Source organism: Paenibacillus sp. ALE3, from assembly GCF_054113405.1.
The window spans coordinates 4,350,001-4,367,864 of record NZ_CM134214.1 but is presented as its reverse complement, the minus strand read 5'-3'; the positions used below and the strand labels follow the sequence as shown (position 1 = coordinate 4,367,864).

Annotated in this window: 18 protein-coding genes (1 of these 18 running past the window's edge); 10 read left to right on the top strand and 8 right to left on the bottom strand. The window is 44.1% G+C overall.

Annotation, left to right across the window (positions count from 1 at the left end; all coding sequences use genetic code 11):
• Positions 1-52: 52 nt before the first annotated feature.
• On the bottom strand, positions 53-1,174 hold the full coding sequence (locus ACXHJ2_RS19385; RefSeq protein ID WP_165082871.1) for an LCP family protein: 1,122 nt from the start codon (positions 1,172-1,174) through the stop codon (positions 53-55).
• A 103-nt stretch (positions 1,175-1,277) separates the two neighbouring features.
• Here ACXHJ2_RS19385 and ACXHJ2_RS19380 point away from each other — a divergent pair, with 103 nt between their 5' ends.
• Genes ACXHJ2_RS19380 through bcp form a run of 4 tightly spaced genes read left to right on the top strand, consistent with a single transcriptional unit; the run spans position 1,278 to position 4,417 of the window.
• Positions 1,278-2,318 (top strand): ABC transporter ATP-binding protein, encoded by a 1,041-nt coding sequence (locus ACXHJ2_RS19380; RefSeq protein WP_013369442.1) that lies wholly within the window; start codon positions 1,278-1,280, stop codon positions 2,316-2,318.
• Positions 2,311-3,105 (top strand): ABC transporter permease, encoded by a 795-nt coding sequence (locus ACXHJ2_RS19375; RefSeq protein ID WP_165082869.1) that lies wholly within the window; start codon positions 2,311-2,313, stop codon positions 3,103-3,105. Before ACXHJ2_RS19380 ends, ACXHJ2_RS19375 begins: the two co-directional genes overlap by 8 nt.
• Before the next feature lie 4 nt (positions 3,106-3,109).
• A complete protein-coding gene (locus ACXHJ2_RS19370) occupies positions 3,110-3,898 on the top strand; it encodes an ABC transporter permease (RefSeq protein ID WP_013369444.1) in 789 nt (262 codons plus the stop codon).
• A gap of 42 nt (positions 3,899-3,940) precedes the next feature.
• Positions 3,941-4,417 (top strand): thioredoxin-dependent thiol peroxidase, encoded by a 477-nt coding sequence (gene bcp / locus ACXHJ2_RS19365; RefSeq protein WP_137077857.1) that lies wholly within the window; start codon positions 3,941-3,943, stop codon positions 4,415-4,417.
• Positions 4,418-4,481: 64 nt separating this feature from the next.
• On the opposite strand, the gene ACXHJ2_RS19360 is transcribed toward bcp, so the two are convergent.
• From ACXHJ2_RS19360 to ACXHJ2_RS19335, 6 genes are all read right to left on the bottom strand, one after another.
• The gene (locus ACXHJ2_RS19360; RefSeq protein ID WP_165082867.1) at positions 4,482-5,597 is read right to left on the bottom strand and encodes a GerAB/ArcD/ProY family transporter; all 1,116 of its coding nucleotides are present in this window, start codon (positions 5,595-5,597) and stop codon (positions 4,482-4,484) included.
• Positions 5,598-5,612: 15 nt separating this feature from the next.
• Positions 5,613-5,849 (bottom strand): hypothetical protein, encoded by a 237-nt coding sequence (locus ACXHJ2_RS19355; RefSeq protein WP_013369447.1) that lies wholly within the window; start codon positions 5,847-5,849, stop codon positions 5,613-5,615.
• A 30-nt stretch (positions 5,850-5,879) separates the two neighbouring features.
• Entirely contained in the window at positions 5,880-6,989 is a 1,110-nt protein-coding gene (locus ACXHJ2_RS19350) for a GerAB/ArcD/ProY family transporter (protein ID WP_165082865.1), read from the bottom strand.
• 5 nt (positions 6,990-6,994) lie between these two features.
• On the bottom strand, positions 6,995-8,203 hold the full coding sequence (locus ACXHJ2_RS19345) for a Ger(x)C family spore germination protein (protein WP_013369449.1): 1,209 nt from the start codon (positions 8,201-8,203) through the stop codon (positions 6,995-6,997).
• Positions 8,200-9,741: a spore germination protein gene (locus ACXHJ2_RS19340; RefSeq protein WP_013369450.1), complete on the bottom strand. Its 1,542-nt coding sequence runs from the start codon at positions 9,739-9,741 to the stop codon at positions 8,200-8,202. Before ACXHJ2_RS19340 ends, ACXHJ2_RS19345 begins: the two co-directional genes overlap by 4 nt.
• Before the next feature lie 279 nt (positions 9,742-10,020).
• Entirely contained in the window at positions 10,021-10,677 is a 657-nt protein-coding gene (locus ACXHJ2_RS19335) for a DedA family protein (protein WP_165082863.1), read from the bottom strand.
• A 145-nt stretch (positions 10,678-10,822) separates the two neighbouring features.
• On the opposite strand from ACXHJ2_RS19335, the gene guaA reads away from it, so the two are divergent.
• Both guaA and ACXHJ2_RS19325 read left to right on the top strand, forming a co-directional pair.
• The gene (guaA, locus tag ACXHJ2_RS19330) at positions 10,823-12,361 is read left to right on the top strand and encodes a glutamine-hydrolyzing GMP synthase (protein WP_165082861.1); all 1,539 of its coding nucleotides are present in this window, start codon (positions 10,823-10,825) and stop codon (positions 12,359-12,361) included.
• A gap of 468 nt (positions 12,362-12,829) precedes the next feature.
• Positions 12,830-13,447, top strand: a complete 618-nt coding sequence (locus ACXHJ2_RS19325; RefSeq protein WP_165082859.1) for a Type 1 glutamine amidotransferase-like domain-containing protein — start codon at positions 12,830-12,832, stop codon at positions 13,445-13,447.
• 100 nt (positions 13,448-13,547) lie between these two features.
• On the opposite strand, the gene ACXHJ2_RS19320 is transcribed toward ACXHJ2_RS19325, so the two are convergent.
• Positions 13,548-14,678 (bottom strand): Gfo/Idh/MocA family protein, encoded by a 1,131-nt coding sequence (locus ACXHJ2_RS19320; RefSeq protein ID WP_165082857.1) that lies wholly within the window; start codon positions 14,676-14,678, stop codon positions 13,548-13,550.
• Between the two features lie 129 nt (positions 14,679-14,807).
• Here ACXHJ2_RS19320 and ACXHJ2_RS19315 point away from each other — a divergent pair, with 129 nt between their 5' ends.
• From ACXHJ2_RS19315 to ACXHJ2_RS19300, 4 genes are all read left to right on the top strand, one after another.
• On the top strand, positions 14,808-15,653 hold the full coding sequence (locus ACXHJ2_RS19315; RefSeq protein WP_129548707.1) for a LysR family transcriptional regulator: 846 nt from the start codon (positions 14,808-14,810) through the stop codon (positions 15,651-15,653).
• Between the two features lie 147 nt (positions 15,654-15,800).
• Positions 15,801-16,271 (top strand): MarR family winged helix-turn-helix transcriptional regulator, encoded by a 471-nt coding sequence (locus ACXHJ2_RS19310; RefSeq protein ID WP_165082855.1) that lies wholly within the window; start codon positions 15,801-15,803, stop codon positions 16,269-16,271.
• 149 nt (positions 16,272-16,420) lie between these two features.
• Positions 16,421-16,561 (top strand): hypothetical protein, encoded by a 141-nt coding sequence (locus tag ACXHJ2_RS19305; protein ID WP_238791634.1) that lies wholly within the window; start codon positions 16,421-16,423, stop codon positions 16,559-16,561.
• 220 nt (positions 16,562-16,781) lie between these two features.
• A protein-coding gene (locus tag ACXHJ2_RS19300) for an NCS2 family permease (RefSeq protein ID WP_013369458.1) crosses the window boundary here: on the top strand, positions 16,782-17,864 show its 5' portion. 288 nt of this gene lie beyond the right edge of the window; 1,083 of the gene's 1,371 nt are visible here — the first part of the coding sequence; the start codon lies at positions 16,782-16,784; the stop codon falls past the right edge of the window.

Here is a 17,864-nt window from a genome sequence, read left to right as displayed (position 1 = left end):
AGGGTATACACACGCCAAAGGGCAGCGTTCACGGCTGCCCCTGCATACATCATTATAGCTCTTTTTGTCCTGTCTTTGTTGTTGATTGTGTGGAAGCATCCTCATTACTGGTTTTACTGCCCCCTGTAAAGGAAGCTTTATCCGTCTTGGAAGACGATGCACTATCTGGCTGTTTCGTTTCGTTCTGATCTTTATTTAGTTCCTGTGTTTGTGTGGGAGGATTATTAAATATATCCTGCACATATGATTTCAGTTCTTCGGGATCGCGGACGGTAAGAACTGCCGCGCCGCCCACATTTTCTTCTCCAAGCAGCTTCATCGGTGGAACCTGTTCGCTGCCTGCAAAGCTGCTTTGGTACCCTACATTCGCCAGCTTCCACATATCGTTAACACTGAGATTCGTATCAATGTACGGGTTAACCTGCTCTAAAATGCTTGGCAGATTAGCAATGGAAGTTGTGGTCTGCATTTTCTGGGCTACGGCCTCCAAAAATGCCCGTTGCCGTCCGGAACGGGAGAAGTCGGACATGGCATCATGGCGGAACCGCACATATTGAAGCGCCGTGTTGCCGTCCAGATGCTGCATACCCTTTTTCAAATCAATATCGTATTCATGCTTATCCGCATTACTTGTATAATGCATATCCTTTTCCACTTCAAAATCAATGCCGCCTACAGCGTCTACCAGTTTGATAAAGCCTTGGAAATCCGTATACACATAATATTGCACTGGGATGCCCAATAGATCGCCAGCCGTCTTCATGGCCGTATTGGGGCCATGAGTAATGGCAGTATTGATTCGATTTTTTCCGTAGCCGGGAATATCCACGTACGTATCACGCAAAATAGAGAACAAGTGGATTTTTTTCTTCACGGGGTCCAGTGATACGACCATCATGCTATCCGATCGGGGGACTTCCCCTTTCTGGATGCCACGGCCATCGACACCCATCAGCAAAATGTTGACCATATCGGTACCTTCCCACTTGGGCGGTTCTGGTGTACGAACCTGATCGACCTGCTTTACATTTTTGAAGGGGGAGTTAGCACCCTCTTTATGCAGATTATCCAGCTGATTATAAATGGATGTAAAATAGTACACGGCAAAGCCGACAATCGCGATGATTACCACGGCTAGAACCGACCATATCGTCCTTTTGGTTCTGCTTGTCATGGATGCTCTCCCTTTCGCTTTTCAGTTCATTACATTATAATTTCTTTTTGGAGCACAATCAATTTAACTATGGATTTTACAAATCCTGATTGAGAGGTATAGCATGCTAGCAATTGATGTGCAGGATCTGCGCAAAACATTTAAGGTTCAAAAAAACCGCGAGGGCTTAAAAGGTGCCTTCCTTGATTTATTCGCCCGCGAATACAACGAGGTGGCTGCGGTCAAAGATATATCCTTCCGTATTCCGCAAGGGGAAATATGCGGTTATATTGGTGAGAACGGGGCCGGAAAGTCCACCACGATTAAGATGTTGACAGGTATTCTCGTGCCAACCTCGGGACATCTCAAGGTGGGGGGATATGTCCCTTATGAGGACCGCGAGAAATTTGTAGGTAACATTGGCGTTGTTTTCGGTCAGCGCAGCCAGCTTTGGTGGGACATCGGTGTGATCGAGTCTTTTCAACTGCTGCGCAAAGTATATCAGGTTCCGGCCACAGACTTCAAACGTAGGCTGGATGAGCTGGTAGAGAGGCTGCAATTGCAGGATCTGCTAAGTCGCCCGGTACGCAAGCTTAGCCTTGGACAACGGATGCGTTGTGAGTTGGTAGCTGCTTTGCTGCACAATCCGTCCATTGTTTTTCTGGACGAGCCGACCATTGGACTTGATATTATGGTGAAGTCCGAAATTCGCGAGTTTTTGAAGGACATGAACCGTGAACACGGGACCACTATTTTGCTGACAACCCATGATTTGCAGGATATTGAAGCGCTGTGCTCGCGCGTCATTATGTTGGATGATGGGAATATCATTTATGATGGTGGATTGGATGATCTCAAGGATCGTTGGGGGACAGGACGAGAAGTACGGTTTCAATTTGGTACGACGACACAGCTGGAGCAATTGCAGGCATGGACAGCCGATATGCCGCTGACGTGGACCATGGATAACGATTTGGCTGCCAAGGTGTGGATTCCTCTTCATATTAATGTATCGGATGTGCTGGCTAACGTAGTTGGCCGCACGGACATTACAGATATCAAAATCATTGAAACCAACACGGATGATATCGTCCGCAGTATCTATCAGTCTGGCTCGGCAGAACGCCAGGGCAATCCGATAGTGGAGGCCAAAGTTCATGCTTAGCGTATATACCGATTTTATTCGTATTCGATTTCTCACCATGCTTGCTTATCGTGTGAACTATTATTCAGGCATACTTATTTACTCCATGAATATCGGCGTGTATTATTTCACATACAAAGCGATATATGGCGATGCGGGTAGTATTGGAGGCTTTACTGCTGCTCAGATGACAACCTATGTAGCCGTATCGTGGATGGCGAGAGCCTTTTATTTTAACAATCTGGATCGCGAAATATCGACGGATATTCGGGATGGAAGCATTGCTATTCAGATGATCCGACCTTATAACTATGTACTTGTTAAGTTTATGCAGGGGCTCGGCGAGGGGATGTTTCGCTTCCTCTTGTTTATGATTCCGGGCATGGCGATTGCGATGCTGCTGTTTCCCGTGCAGCTTCCTAGTGACCCGGTAGCCTGGATTGGTTTTCTGGTCATGCTGTTTTTCAGCTTTCTGATTAATACTCAGATTAATATTATTACAGGATTGACGGCCTTTTTTATTGAAAATAATGAGGGCATGATGCGCATGAAGCGCGTAGTCGTAGACCTGTTCTCGGGGTTGATCTTGCCAATCAGTTTGTTTCCGGGCTGGCTGGCGACAGTTTCCCAATGGATGCCGTTTCAGGCAATTACTTATTTGCCGGGCTCTGTATTTACGGGACGTGTAAAAGGCGTTGGCATATGGAATGTGCTGGGTATCCAAATCATTTGGCTGGTCGTTCTGCTCGTGCCGATGATCATCATTTGGCGGCTGGCGCGCAGACGTCTGTTCGTGCAGGGAGGGTAAGCCGATGATGTACTATTTGGGTCTCATTAGCGAATATTTGAAAAATTACATGAAATCACGGCTCACCTATCGTGCCGATTTTTGGGTAGAAGTCATTTCGGATCTGCTCTTTCAGGCCACGAATCTTATTTTTATTTTAGTTATTTTTATGCATACGAACAGCTTGGGTGGCTGGAGTGAAAGCGAAGTTGTGTTCGTTTACGGATTTTTTATGGTTCCTTATGGACTGTTCAGTTGTTTCGTTAACCTCTGGAACTTTAGCGAGCGTTATATTGTAAAAGGTGAACTCGACCGGGTAATGACCCGTCCTGCGTATAATCTGTTCCAGATTTTCCTTGAAAATGTGGACCCGCCCGCGCTGGTCGGCTCAGTGATCGGCCTGATTATTATGGGGATCAGCGGCGCACAGATGGATTTGGCTATGGAGTGGTGGTTCGTACCAGCGCTGATCGTTTTGAGTCTAAGTGCCGTGGCGATCTATACGGGTATATACACCATATTGACTTCTCTTTCATTCTTTTCGGATGCGCCCACAGGAATTATTCCGCTCATGTACAATATTCAGGGCTACGGACGTTATCCGGTGACGATCTATAACCGTGCTATTCAGGTTGTGCTGACTTGGATACTGCCATTTGCTTTTGTTGGCGTATATCCGGCTTCTCTGTTCCTTCAACGAGAGGACATGCGCCATATGGCGCTCTTAACTCCTGTGATGGGAATTGTTTTTCTGACATTGGGCTTACTGGCTTGGAACTGGGGGATTCGGCGTTACCGGGGGGCTGGCTCATAGGGTGGATGATAGAAGAACCCCTACAAGATAGGAGATGATAAGATGTCCACGACATTGACCGTTATTGGACAAGCTGCACCAGACTTTGAATTGCCTGGTAGTGAGGGCAAGAGTGTCAAGCTGTCGGATTATCGCGGCAGTAGAGTATTGTTGTATTTTTATCCCAAGGACTTAACCTCTAGCTGCTCGACCCAGGCTTGTGATTTTCGGGATAAACATGCGGAGTTTGAAGGTTTGAACACCGTGATTCTGGGCATAAGCCCCGATCCACTTAAGCAGCATGACAAGTTTATTGCCAAGTACGGTCTACCTTTTCAGTTGTTATCTGATGAAGAGCATCTGGTGGCTGAAACATATGGTGTATGGCAGCAAAAACAGATGTACGGCAAGCAGTACATGGGCATTGTTCGCTCTACGTTCCTTATTGATGAGAATGGCATTTTAGTTCATGAATGGCGCGGTTTAAGAGTAAAAGGGCATATTGATGCAGCACTGGCATACATTCAGGACATGGCATAAGTTATGAAAAAAACCTTTTGGAATCGGGCTATGCTTTTTAAGCTCGGTTTCAAAAGGTTTTTTGTTAATGTGTAGATATGTTTTGCCGCTGCTTCCACTTTCGCCGACAGAGGTAAACAACCCATAAAAGAAGCGGAATGAACAAGCCGTTCGTATAATGCCAGGCAGCCATCGGATAAACAAGAGTTCTTACATAATAAAACACATTTGGGGTTATCAAAATGGTCATACCAAACACAATCGCTCCTGCGGGTATGACGAATGGACGACTATTAGAAATTCGGAACAACTGGGGGGTTCCAAAAGTGAAGGCGTAGAAGAAAAGAACTCCCTTGAAATAGGCAGCCAGTGCCCAGGTTAAAGCAACAAGCGATTCAACGCGTGTAATATAATTCAGTTCATTAATTTTTGTCGTGAGTACAGAAGAAATGTATGGACTGTAATTAGTCACAAAGGGTCCAATCACAAGAAGGGAGAGCAGCAGAAACAGACTAATCACGATTCCGCCTATAAGGGAAGCGAGCAACATGTCCTTTTTAAAATGGGCTTTCTTGTTTACATAAGGAAAAACCATAAGCATAATGGACATTCCGGCAAAAGGCATTGCCACGCCTGGAACCATTCCTTTAGCAACAGGAGCCAGCCCATTTTCCAAAACAGGCCGTATATTAGAAAGCTGAACTTGTGGTAGGAGTGCAAGGATCAGACCAGAGAAAATTAATATATATGCTGGTAAAAGCATCTCGCTAACCCGACCGAAAGCTTCAATTCCCATTAGCGCAGTAAGCACCATTAAGAATATTCCCATAGCGAGTAGAACACGCAGAGGGGTGTGTACTAATAACTGTGTAGTCAGAAAATCGCCTACCTCTCTCGCAATAAGAGCGGTGTTTATTAAAAAATAAAACAGATACCAGCAGGAGACAACGGTTCCTAACACGGGTCCCATAATTTTGCGAATCGCTTCAATAAGTGTAAGATTCGGGTGGAGTTCATGAACGCGAATAAGCACGTAAATAATAATTAAGCCCAGCGGGATGGACAGTATGGAGCTGATCCAGGCATCCTGAAGAGCAATATGTGTAATCATAGTCGGATAGATTAAGAGCATATCCCCGATTAAGCTCATAAACATCAGGACAGTCACTTGCCGAACGCTAATACGTGCTTTTTTTGACATGTGGCTGTCTCCTTTCTAAAAACCAAATATATGTGACACAAAAGCGTTAACAGGGTTGTAGATGATTTCAATCAGTACCAACGGGCTTGGCGTAACCTCTGACTTGGCGGCAAGGACACTAAGCCATGTGCCTATTCCGAGCATAATGATGTACACGAACATATCTTTAAAGCGATGTTTTCGATACAAGCCTGGCAAATCTTTGGCAGCAATGGCTAGACCGATACAGATAATAACAGTGGTGATCAGCACAGTGAAGGCTCCTTCCGTTAAGGGTGTGGATCAACTGGGTCCCAGGCTGTGGCGGCCTTTCGATCTTAACTTGTATACGATAAGCAGCAGCGAAGGAAGGACAATGGAATCCGTCAAATCCCAATAAATCCAGGCGTGGACGATCGTATCCAGATAATAAGTAATATTAGGCGCCGACACGATAATCAGACCAAACAGGATCATGAAGCTAGGACCAAGAAAGGTCCGAACATTATTTAATCGCAGTAGCTGAGTCATTCCTAAGGTAAAGGCATAGAAGTGTAAAATGGTTTTAACAAAGGTAGTGATAATCCAGGCAGTACTCATCATGGATTCAATTCTCTGTAAGAAATTTCCTATATTGATCTTTTTAGATAGCATATAAGAGGTGTACACGCTATGTTCGGTTACAAAAGGGCCTAGCACCAGGAGAGAAACTAGGAGTAGTACGCTTAACAGAATGCTGGCAGCAAGTCCGGAAAGTAAAACCGATTTTTTTAGACCCGGTTGTTTGTTCACATGGGGAAAAATCATGAGTAAAAAAGCTAGTTCACCGAATGGGTAAGAGAGCGCAAATAGGCTGCCCTCCATAATTTTAGGAATACCTTGCTCCATAATGGGCTTAAGCTGCTGACTGTCACATTGGGGAAGCAAGCATAGGATTAAAAACAAAGCAAAAGCCAAGCAAAATGGAAATAAGATTTGAGCCGTACGCGCAATTGGTTCCAATCCCATATACATGCCCCACATTAGCACAAGGATTAAAAGTAAATTGATCACGGGAAGAGGCGTCATCACATAGGTTTGGCTGTTCATAAAATCTCCGACTTCTCTTAAATAAATCGCTGAATTCATCATTAAATGGAACAAATACCATATTGAAATGAGGGCGCCTAGCCACGGACCCAAAATTCGCTCGCATAGCTGAACAAAGGTGAGATCAGGGTATAGCTGATGTACCCGCAGGAATAGCAGTAATACAGCCAGTCCTGCAGGGATGCTTAGGAATGAGCTGATCCAGGCATCCTGTTTGGATATGCTAGTAATGAGGGAGGGATATACCAATACACAGTCTCCGATAATACTCAAAAATACGAGTACGGCTATATTTGTAATGCTGATACGCCCTTTCTCCTCCACCAAGCTCACTCCTTCATTTCTTTTTGGAACGATTCAAACAAGGAACCAATTTTTTTGATCGTGGTCTTTGCTTTATATTCAATTTGTAAGTCCATAAATGGATTTTCTTTTTCTTCTTTTAGTCGTTTCCAAAGTTCAGGTTTGGACTGGTGGATCAGCTGACCAAAGCCGAAAATGTCTGACTTAAACTCACGTCGGACAGTCTCTACAGAATGCCTCAAAATTTCAACGATTTTTTCATTGCTTGCAGCTTCAATTTCTTTGATGTCAGCCATACTGCTTAACTTCATATGCTGGCAGTTGACCTCTCGTATTGTGCTGTCGTTGGTAACGGATATGGAGATAACAGGTTCTCCATCGCGAATGATCACTTTTCTTTGGGTTTCGCTGTTCAAGGTTAATAAGGCGATATTACCTCCTCCCTGACAGTCGACGTGTCCTGTAGTTGATTCCACTGTATTTCGAATGTAATTGAACCCTTTGCTGTCTTGTTCATTGATCCAGCCCAGCAAGCGGTCTTTTTTTAATACACCGATACCGGAGAACCTCAGTGTGGTTCCAGGAGATATGCTTTTAATGTCATCCACACCTTTTTCATTGGACGATTCTGTATCTCCCAAAGCTTCCAATGCGGGCAGAGTGGGCTGGATGTCAGGATTAGCCAAGTCGCTCAGCAGTTGATCCATGGTTACTTTGGTGGCAGGAGCCCATGTTTTAGTTAACGTATCCAATGAAGCAAACATTTTATTGGCCGGTAACTTTTCCAGTGGAGTGGGGATCTTTAACATCGTGGAAGCCTTGTTATTTTTGGCTATCGCAATATAAAAGTCACTTCTGGTAAAAGGCTCCCGCATCAAGGCTTCAATCGCATCAGAAATTCCTCTTCTCGCATACTCTTCACCTAAAATCAGCATACGAATATGAGATAAATAGATGATTCGCGGGCTTGTATCCGTCATTTTTTGAATAGCCTCTTGAATTGTGGGCGCAGTAGCCTCATAAGTAACGACGGGCGAGCCTGCACTTGGTGAAGATTTGGAAGCTACTGCCGAAGGAATGACCACCTGAGCCGTCACCTGATACTGGTCACCTTCCATATCCACTCCGATCCCAATAGCGATGCCCAGCTCGTTTAATTCTTTACGATCCCAGCAACCACCTAATAGTAATGCAATCAGTCCCCAGACGAAGAACAAATGTATGGTCTGTTTCATGGCTGATCCCTTCTGGTTTTCGATTTATTGCCAATCCGTCTTTTTTTCGTTTTTTGACGAATTGTATTTTGGATAGAGATGGATTGAGGCCGTGTCTTCATGCGAGGCCAAGGTAGGCGAAACAGCGTATCTTTTATATCGCTTTCCACATAGGGACCGAACGGGCTCATATAAGATACTCCGAACGATCGCAGACTGGTTAAGTGCAACAAAAGTACGATTAACCCCATCAATATTCCCAGAAGTCCAAAGGCTGCCGCTAGCATCATTAAGGCGAAGCGAACAATACGAACCGCAATGGAAAGACCGTTTTCCGGAATAACATAGCTGGAGATCGCTGTGATTGATACAACAATAACCATAGCCGCCGAGACCACTCCTGCATCCACGGCTGCTTGTCCAATGACCAGTGTACCTACAATGGATACGGCTTGCCCGACGGTCTTCGGAATTCGAACTCCTGCTTCACGCAAAATTTCATAAGTTATTTCCATGAGCATCGCCTCGACAAAAGCCGGAAACGGTACGCCTTCTCTTTGTGCAGCGAGACTGACCAATAAGTTTGTAGGAATCATCTCTTGATGAAAGGTAGTTACCGCAATATATACTGCTGGCGCAAGCATAGCGATAAAAAAGGAAAAGAAACGCAGCATACGCAGCAACGTACTGATGTCAGCACGCTGGTAATAATCCTCTGCCGACTGGAAAAATTGAACGAACAATGCAGGTATCAGCAGAACAAATGGTGTTCCGTCCACCAAAATAGCAATTCGCCCTTCCAGCAGGCTGGCAGCGACCGAATCCGGACGCTCGCTGTTATAAATGGTGGGAAACAGGGTATAGGTTTCATCCTGAATTTCCTCCTCGATGTAACCCCCTTCCAAAATTCCGTCAATATCAATTCGGTCCAAACGTTCTCTCAGTTCCTGAATAACCCCTTCGTCAGCAATTCCTTTGACATACATCACGGCTACATTGGTATGAGTCACTTGACCGATCTGTCTTGTTTCCATCCACAGCCGCGGATCGCGGATTCGCCTACGAATTAGAGCTGTATTGGTACGTAAATTTTCAGTAAAACCCTCCATGGAACCCCGTACAACGGTTTGGGATTGGGGTTCGCTGACATTGCGATCCTCCCAACCGACCGCATCAATCCATATGCCCTTTGCGTATCCATCCAGCAAAATGATAATACCGCCGGATAGCATCTGGTTGAATAAGGCATCCATTTCATCCACACTACCCGAGTTACCTGCGATCAAAATTTGATCCTTCAAATAGTCGAATGGTTCTGTGCCCTCCGGTACATGATGTTCGTTTACGCGCATTAATGAACGCAGGACGGAATCATGAAGTAATTGAGTGTTGACCAGACCATCGATATAAAACAGAGCTGCTGGCCATTTCTGCATCCATAGTAGCTCTTTAATGATTACATCTCCGCTGTTTCCAAAGGAGCTCTCGATATGATTTACATTATCTTTCAAGTTAGAGGATACATGAGTAAGTGGACAACTTTTATTCGGATTCGGCATACGTAAAATCCTCCGATATTGGAGTTTGTTGGCTTAGTATGCTCTGAAAATATGAATTTATGCTTGACCCCATTGTATTTACAGGGTCGATTGTTGGGTATGCTGACGACGTAGAGCCAAGGTATCATCGGATTGTCTATGTTTGGAGTAAGGGGAGCGCCCGAAATGATGGAGCCGCGAATGGTGGGCTCGGCTGGAAGAGCGGGGGATGTAGTAATACCTTTCGTGATTTCGATATATTATGCAAGGGCCTGTAGTCATAAGGCGGCAGGAGTGTGACTATTCCGTGTCATCCTTGTTGCTGGTTTTTACCGATTTTTTGGATTTGTATAGCGATCCAAACAGGAAGCTTCTCCACCGATATATAAAATACAGCAGGATGATGAACCCAACGACAGCTGCGATTCGTAGTGCGTATAGCTCAACCAAATGGAACATGGCATCCCATTGCGGACCAAACAGCTTGCCAATGCTTAGAAAGAGGACGACCCAGAATAAAGCACCGCTGTAAGCATACAAGACAAATTTACGAAAAGAAAGAGCTATAATTCCAGCAAAATAGCCTGTAAAATGCCGGACACCTGGAATGAAATATCCAAGGAAAATAAGCCAGTATCCATAACGTTGAAACCACTTTTGTGTTTTCTGAAGCTTGTCCGGCGATAACAAAACCCATTTGCCGTACTTCTGAATAAAGGGGAGTCCAGCCCATTTTCCGATAAAGTAGGTAATGGTCATACCGATGGTTGTGCCCAAAAATGCTAGCAGCACCAACTTGCTGAAATCCAGGGTACCGGCATAGGAGAGATATCCCGCATAAGCCATCGTGGTTTCCCCGGGAAAAGGCAAGGCAATAAATTCCAGCAGCAAGCCGAAAAAAAGGACGCCGTATCCATATTCTTCGAACAATTGCGCGATCCACTTCAGCACATCCATTGTGTACACTCCTACGGACAGATTAAGTAATTTAGAATCAATTTATTTTATCAATCTTTTCATGACCACTCAACTATGGTTGATTTCTTGACGTGTTGTTTTATCGTTGCGTATAATGAAACGAACAATTGAGGGAGGCACGGTAATGAATAAGCCTAATGAAATCGTTGTAGTTCTCGATTTTGGAGGACAATACAACCAGTTAATTGCAAGAAGAATTCGGGATCTCGGCGTATATAGCGAGCTCCTTCCATACAATACGCCTGCGGAGAAGCTGAGAGAGCTGGCGCCGAAAGGGATTGTTTTCTCAGGCGGACCTTCCAGCGTATATACAGACAATGCTCCTCAGGTGGATCGGGCAATTTATGATCTTGGCATCCCTATCTTTGGTATTTGTTATGGCATGCAACTGATGGCTCATCAACTGGACGGTAAGGTAGAACGTGCGGGCAAGCGTGAATATGGCAAAGCAGACGTGCAATTTAATGAGGGCGCTCGGTTGACTAAAGGACTGGATTCCCGTCAAACCGTGTGGATGAGCCATGGCGATCACGTTACAGATCTGCCAACCGGCTTTACACTGGATGCGGGAACAGAGAGTGCGCCGATTGCTGCGATGAGTAATCTGGAACGGAATCTGTATGCAGTACAATTCCATCCAGAGGTACGTCATTCTGTTCAAGGTAATGAGATGATTAGCAACTTCCTGTATGAAGTGTGCGGCTGTGAAGGCAACTGGACCATGGAATCGTTCATTGAAGAGCAAATTCGTGAAATCCGTCAGCAAGTAGGCGACAAGAAAGTACTGTGCGCTTTAAGTGGCGGCGTAGATTCTTCCGTTGTAGCCATGCTTATTCACAGAGCGATCGGAGACCAACTGACATGTATGTTCATTGATCATGGACTGCTGCGCAAGGGTGAAGCCGAAAGTGTAATGGAGACGTTCGTTGGTAAATTTGATATGAAAGTTATCAAAATTGATGCACGTGAACGTTTCCTGTCCAAACTGGCAGGAGTGGATGATCCGGAACAAAAACGTAAAATCATCGGTAACGAGTTTATTTACGTCTTTGAAGAAGAATCAGCTAAATTCGATGATTTTGACTTCCTGGCACAAGGCACGTTGTACACAGATATTGTAGAGAGCGGAACAGCAACGGCGCAAACCATCAAGTCGCACCATAACGTAGGCGGTTTACCGGAAGACATGAAATTCAAATTGATCGAGCCACTGAATGCTTTGTTCAAGGATGAAGTGCGTAAAGTCGGCGAAGAATGCGGACTTCCGGCCGAAATTGTATGGCGTCAGCCATTCCCAGGTCCGGGTCTTGCCATCCGTGTATTGGGCGAAGTAACAGAGGACAAGCTCAAGATTGTACGTGATTCTGACTTTATTTTGCGCGAGGAGATTGCCAAAGCGGGTCTGGATCGGGAAATTTGGCAATACTTCACCGCTCTGCCGAATATGAAGAGCGTTGGCGTTATGGGCGATGCCCGTACGTATTCCTACACTGTAGGTATTCGCGCAGTAACCTCGATCGACGGCATGACCGCTGACTGGGCACGTATCCCTTGGGACGTATTGGAGAAAATCTCTGTTCGTATCGTCAACGAAGTGGACAACGTCAATCGTATCGTGTACGACGTAACGTCCAAACCACCAGCAACAATCGAGTGGGAATAAGCGTGGAGACTCCCGCATCTTAACCACGAACCCTTTGAGATTCACCAATACAACATCAGGCTCCTCCGCATCGGCGAACTATCGCTATGCGGTTGGAGTCTTTTTTACGGGGGCAAGGTCGAACCTTTGCTCGGGAAAGTTTACTACACGGCAACCTCAATTGGGTTTTAGCTAAAGGCGAATAGTATTGCCTCATGCTACGAAGATATAAATTCATTTGTTGTTACAAAACGGAATATGAAGACTGAAAAAAAGAGATATTATTCAATGGTAATGTCTCCTTTTTTTATATGATTTTATTTGCCTTAAGCTATAGATAGCTTAAAGCAAGTATGGAATTAAACGTTTATTTTTTCATGTCATCCTTTAATGGTGTCATGTTTTGATACTAATATATTTTATAATTTATCTAGATTAGAGTGTTACATATCCCATTTCATTAAACGCTATTCTAAGGAGAATAAAGACATGAGAAAATTATTTTTGTCGTCCTCATTTAAGGATGTCGCACCATGCTTAGTCCATTTCGCCGATGAAAACTTGGAAGGAAAAAAAGTCACTTTCATCCCAACCGCAAGTATTCCAGAGAAAGTTAAGTTTTATGTGAATACAGGGAAAAAAGCATTAGAGAATTTAGGATTAGTCGTGGATGAAATCGAAATCAGCACAGCAACATTGAATGAAATAGAAAGTAAAATTAGAGAAAATGACTATATTTATATTACCGGAGGCAACACATTTTATTTACTTCAAGAGTTAAGAAGAAGCGGGGCTGACAAAATCATTGCTGAAGAAGTTAATGCAGGGAAGTTGTATATAGGCGAATCGGCAGGTTCGATGATTTTATCATCGAATATCGAGTATGTCCGACTTATGGACAATGTGCAGGAGGCGCCTGCTTTGGATTCTTTTGCCGCGCTCGGAATAATTGAATTCTATCCAGTCCCCCACCATACGAACATCCCGTTTAAAAAAGCGGTGGAGAACATCATTGAGGAATATGGCAGCCAATTAAATTTATATCCAATCAGCAACGCGGAATTTATTTTGGTTGAAGGTAATAGTATAAAAGTCGAGAATGCATGACTTTATTAAATAAAGGAGAATTTCAACTGATTAATATTATAAAGAACCTTCAATTCCACATCTATCTTGATATTGAAGGTTCTTTTTTTATAAATCTACCTTACCATATAATCTTTTTGCCGGTTGCAGCCGATTCCTCAATGCGGTCCAGTAGCTGATGCAGCTTTAGTGCATGGTTGAAATCGGGGGCGAGACGGGTGCCCGTCAAAATATCCTCGGCAAATACATGATGAACCTTGGCTACATTCAGGGTTACTCCTTCTTTGGGAAAGTCTAAGCAGCCATCAGGTTCAGCAGCTATGCGTATGGGTTCAAAAAAGCCATTAGGAATATAACTTTGATGACTTCCCTGATCATATACAAGTTTTTCAAGCGTCAGATTCCCAAATTGAACATGTCCAAGCGAAGGATTCTGACTCAAACGCAAACTGCCCTTTTTCCCCTGAATCTCTAGCTCAAACTTAGAATTCACCCCGCCCTGAATGTGAACCGATACCGGAGTTCCTTTTTCCAACAGCCCGTGAATCAGAATTTGATCGGCTGTATCCTTGGCAATGATTTCACCCGTTTCCTGAATAATGGCTTCGTTATAACGGGATGCTGTGACAGCCGACAGCTCGCGGAATTCACCAACGATGTATTGCAGTGCATCCAAAGAATGTCCCCCGTTAATGGTTAGTAGGTTGGCACCACTGGCTCTATTCAGCAAGTATGCCGTATCCTGATCTGTTCGTCCTCCTTTGCCAGAAGTAGCTACTTGCATATGACAGGATACAATTTCACCAATTGTCCCGTCTTCCACCAGCTTTTTCATCGTTTGAACCTCAAAATCCTGCCGTGCCTGCAAGCCGACGGTATGATGAATGCCCGCCAGTTCCGCCGCCTTAGCCATTTCAGCAGCTTCAACAGTGTTGGCTCCCAGAGGCCACTCACAAAAAATATGCTTCCCCTCTTGAATAGCCGCCATTACGGCCTCGTTATGATGGAGAACTTTTACGCTCACCACGACCATGTCCACTTCCTTTGAAGCTGCGAGCTTTTTCGCATCGTCAAAAGCTAATGACGCCCCCACGCCTTTTGCACTTTTTCGTGCACTCTCCATACGGGAAGTGCCGATGGCTGTAATATCCAAGCTCGGGTGCTTGAGCAAAGCCGGAATATGAGTTTGGCTGGCCCATTTGTTATTCATTGAACCACCTATGATACCTGCACGAATCTTCTGTTGAACCATATGACATCCCTCCTGTTTTTAAAATGTGGGTAGTAAATACCGCTCAAGCCCAATATAATACACTTAACTCATAAAGAATAATGTTTGTTAATGATATAGATATCATTTTATTTGATGGGAGGGAAAGAGGTGGATATTCAAAATATGCAGGCATTCGTTTCAGTGGCGGAACTTAGAAGTCTAACAGAAGCTGCCCAGAAGCTGAATCATCTGCAATCGAATATGACAGCTAAAATAAAGAAGCTGGAGGCCTATTACGGCACAGCGTTATTTTACCGAAAGCCTCGTGGTATGGAACTGACACCCGCAGGCGAAATTCTATATGCTCAGTACAAGCAAATTTTACTGCTATGGCAAGACACGGAGATGAAAATGAGACCCCAGGAGGAAAAATTGCGTGTCGGCACAATGCAGTCCATTGTAGCAGGCGAAACAACAAGGGCGCTAACGAAGGTATATGAGATGTACCCGCAGGCTTCGGTGACATTAAAAACCGGAACTACCACGGAAATGGAGCAATTCATCCTCGACGGCGAGCTTGATATTGCTTTTGTTACAGGATATCCTACCAACCCATATATTCATTATCAAAAAATATGCCGTGAAGAGCTTGTGCTGGTGGGGAAAGGTATACACGAGGGCTCGGATCTCCAACAGGTATTGCAAGGAGCTTCTATTATCATATTGTCGGATAGCTGCCTGTACCTCACGCATTTAGAGAAGATGTATCAGGGCATGCAATTGACCCATGGGGAGGTTGTCGAGGTTGGAATATTTGATACGATGGTAGAATTCGCTCTGATGGGAATGGGGATTACCCTTATGTCCAAAAAGCTGGCGCGACAATTTAAAGTAACGTCTTATTTACCGGTTCCTTCAATTTTTGGCTACATGGATACATATTTAATATCCCGTCCCAATCACGAAATGACAGCAATTGAACATAAATTTATCGAAATCAATAATACGATCTAATAGAGTAGGAAAGACATCGAATGACCTTAACTACAAATTCTGGAATGCTCAATCTATTCGTTTAGCTTGAGCATTTTTTTGTGAATGTAGGATTTGTATATAGACTTGTCTCAGGACTTGTTTATTTTTAGTGAGGGTGTATAATGCTTGATGAATCAATTGATGGGTCAAGTATTAGGAGGAGGATTTGTCATCAAACATTGCTCTGAAAAAAGCCAGCTATTTTATCGAATGCATCTTTTGTGTAAAGAAATGAATAACGCTTTTGAAGCACAGCTAAAAACCAGCTTCACCAAGGTCGAAATTTTGTATCATATTAATCATCGTCAGGAACTAAGTCAGCTGGAGCTTCAACATCTGCTCGTTCTGGATGGTGCAGCAGTGACCCGGCATCTGAAAAGGCTGGAGGAGGAAGGTCTGATTTTACGAAGTAAAAAAGAGCAGGATAAGCGTGTAACCTATATACGTTTAACCGAATTAGGAATTCAAGAGCTGAAAGTTTTGACAGAGCAAAGACAAGCCTTTCAGGAAAAGCTCCTCTATAAGTTTGCAGATGAGGAAATTGTGGCTTTAACAGATGCACTACAGCGTATGTCTAGCAATGTGAAGAATATGTGAAATGTGCGAGGACAAATGATTTTGGAGGCCACTCGATGAAGATTTTAGAAGAATATTTTTATTGCTACGATTTAGCAAAAGATAATATCAAGTAAGTAGAGAACGATTAATCAGCTGAAGAAGCTGATACCTATCAAACCAGATGGGCAGTGTGCGGTAAAAAGGCAACAGGCGAAGTTTATACACTTACTGGAGTGGACAAAGCCCGACTGAATGCAGAAGGGAAGATCGTTTATCTGGAAAATATACCGGATACAGCTGATGCTTTTGATAAGTACAAAAATATCTGATTATTCTAAATGATAACCCGCCAGCTGTATAATAGCTCGCGGGTTATCTGTTTTCCGAACAATACATATGTGTTTAATTTGTAACATTCGTTTTTTCTGTTGACAAGCCGTAGGCGAGAGCCTAAAATAACGGATGTAATATAGCGTATATAAAGGCGAATATTACAGCAAGTGAACGACAACAATACGAGTATGCTTTGCGTAGGAGGAATTACGACTCATGGAGCGTTTCTTTAAATTAAAGGAACATGGCACAAACGTCCGCACCGAGATTATTGCGGGGATTACTACTTTTATGACCATGGCTTATATCCTGGTGGTCAACAATACCTTTTTGGGACCAACTGGAGCGGGGATGCCTAGTGAAGCTGTTTTCTTTGCAACAGCAGTAGGTGCAGGTTTAGTTACCATTCTGATGGGCTTGTTTGTAAATGTGCCAATCGGTATGGCGCCAGGGATGGGCTTGAATGCTTACTTTATGACTGTAGTCTTGAGTTCTAATGGGATGATTACTTGGCAAGCGGCACTTGGCGCTGTATTTATATCCGGTATCGTCTTTCTGATTTTAACCGTTACCCGGGTAAGACAGATGCTGCTTGTTGCAGTTCCGGAAAATTTAAAAACTGCTATTACAGTTGGTATTGGCTTGTTTATCACAATTGTTGGTTTCAAGCTTTGTAATCTGGTTATGGTGAGTATTGTTCCAGGGACAGATGTTGGTCAACCGGTTCCGGGTCATGCTTTTAATTTGGTTCTGGGTAGTCTGGTACATCAAAAGGATGCGTTGTTGGCGCTAATCGGGTTGCTCATTATCGCAGCGTTGATGGTCGTTCGGGTCAAAGGCGCATTGCTGATTGGAATCGTAGCTACTACATTAATCGGTATTCCGATGGGTGTAACGGATCTGAGTAGCTTGACAACAGGGCACTGGATTCCAAATTTCAGCAATTTGGCAGTAGGTCAGTTAGACCTGAAAGCAGCTTTGCATATTGGTCTGTTTGATATTATTTTCATCTTCACATTTGTAGAGTTGTTTGATACCTTCGGTACGCTGGTAGGTACAGCTACACGCGCAGGCATAATGAAAGATAAGAAAAAAGGCGAGAAAATTATCGGTAAAGCGATGCTGGTAGATGCTGTTGGCGTAAGTACTGGTGCAGTATTGGGTACAAGTACAATTACAGCATTTGTAGAAAGCTCTGCAGGGGTAGAAGAAGGTGGACGTACAGGTCTCACTGCTGTAACGACAGGCGTTCTGTTCTTGTTGGCCCTCTTTATTGCGCCGCTGGCTCTGGTTGTGCCT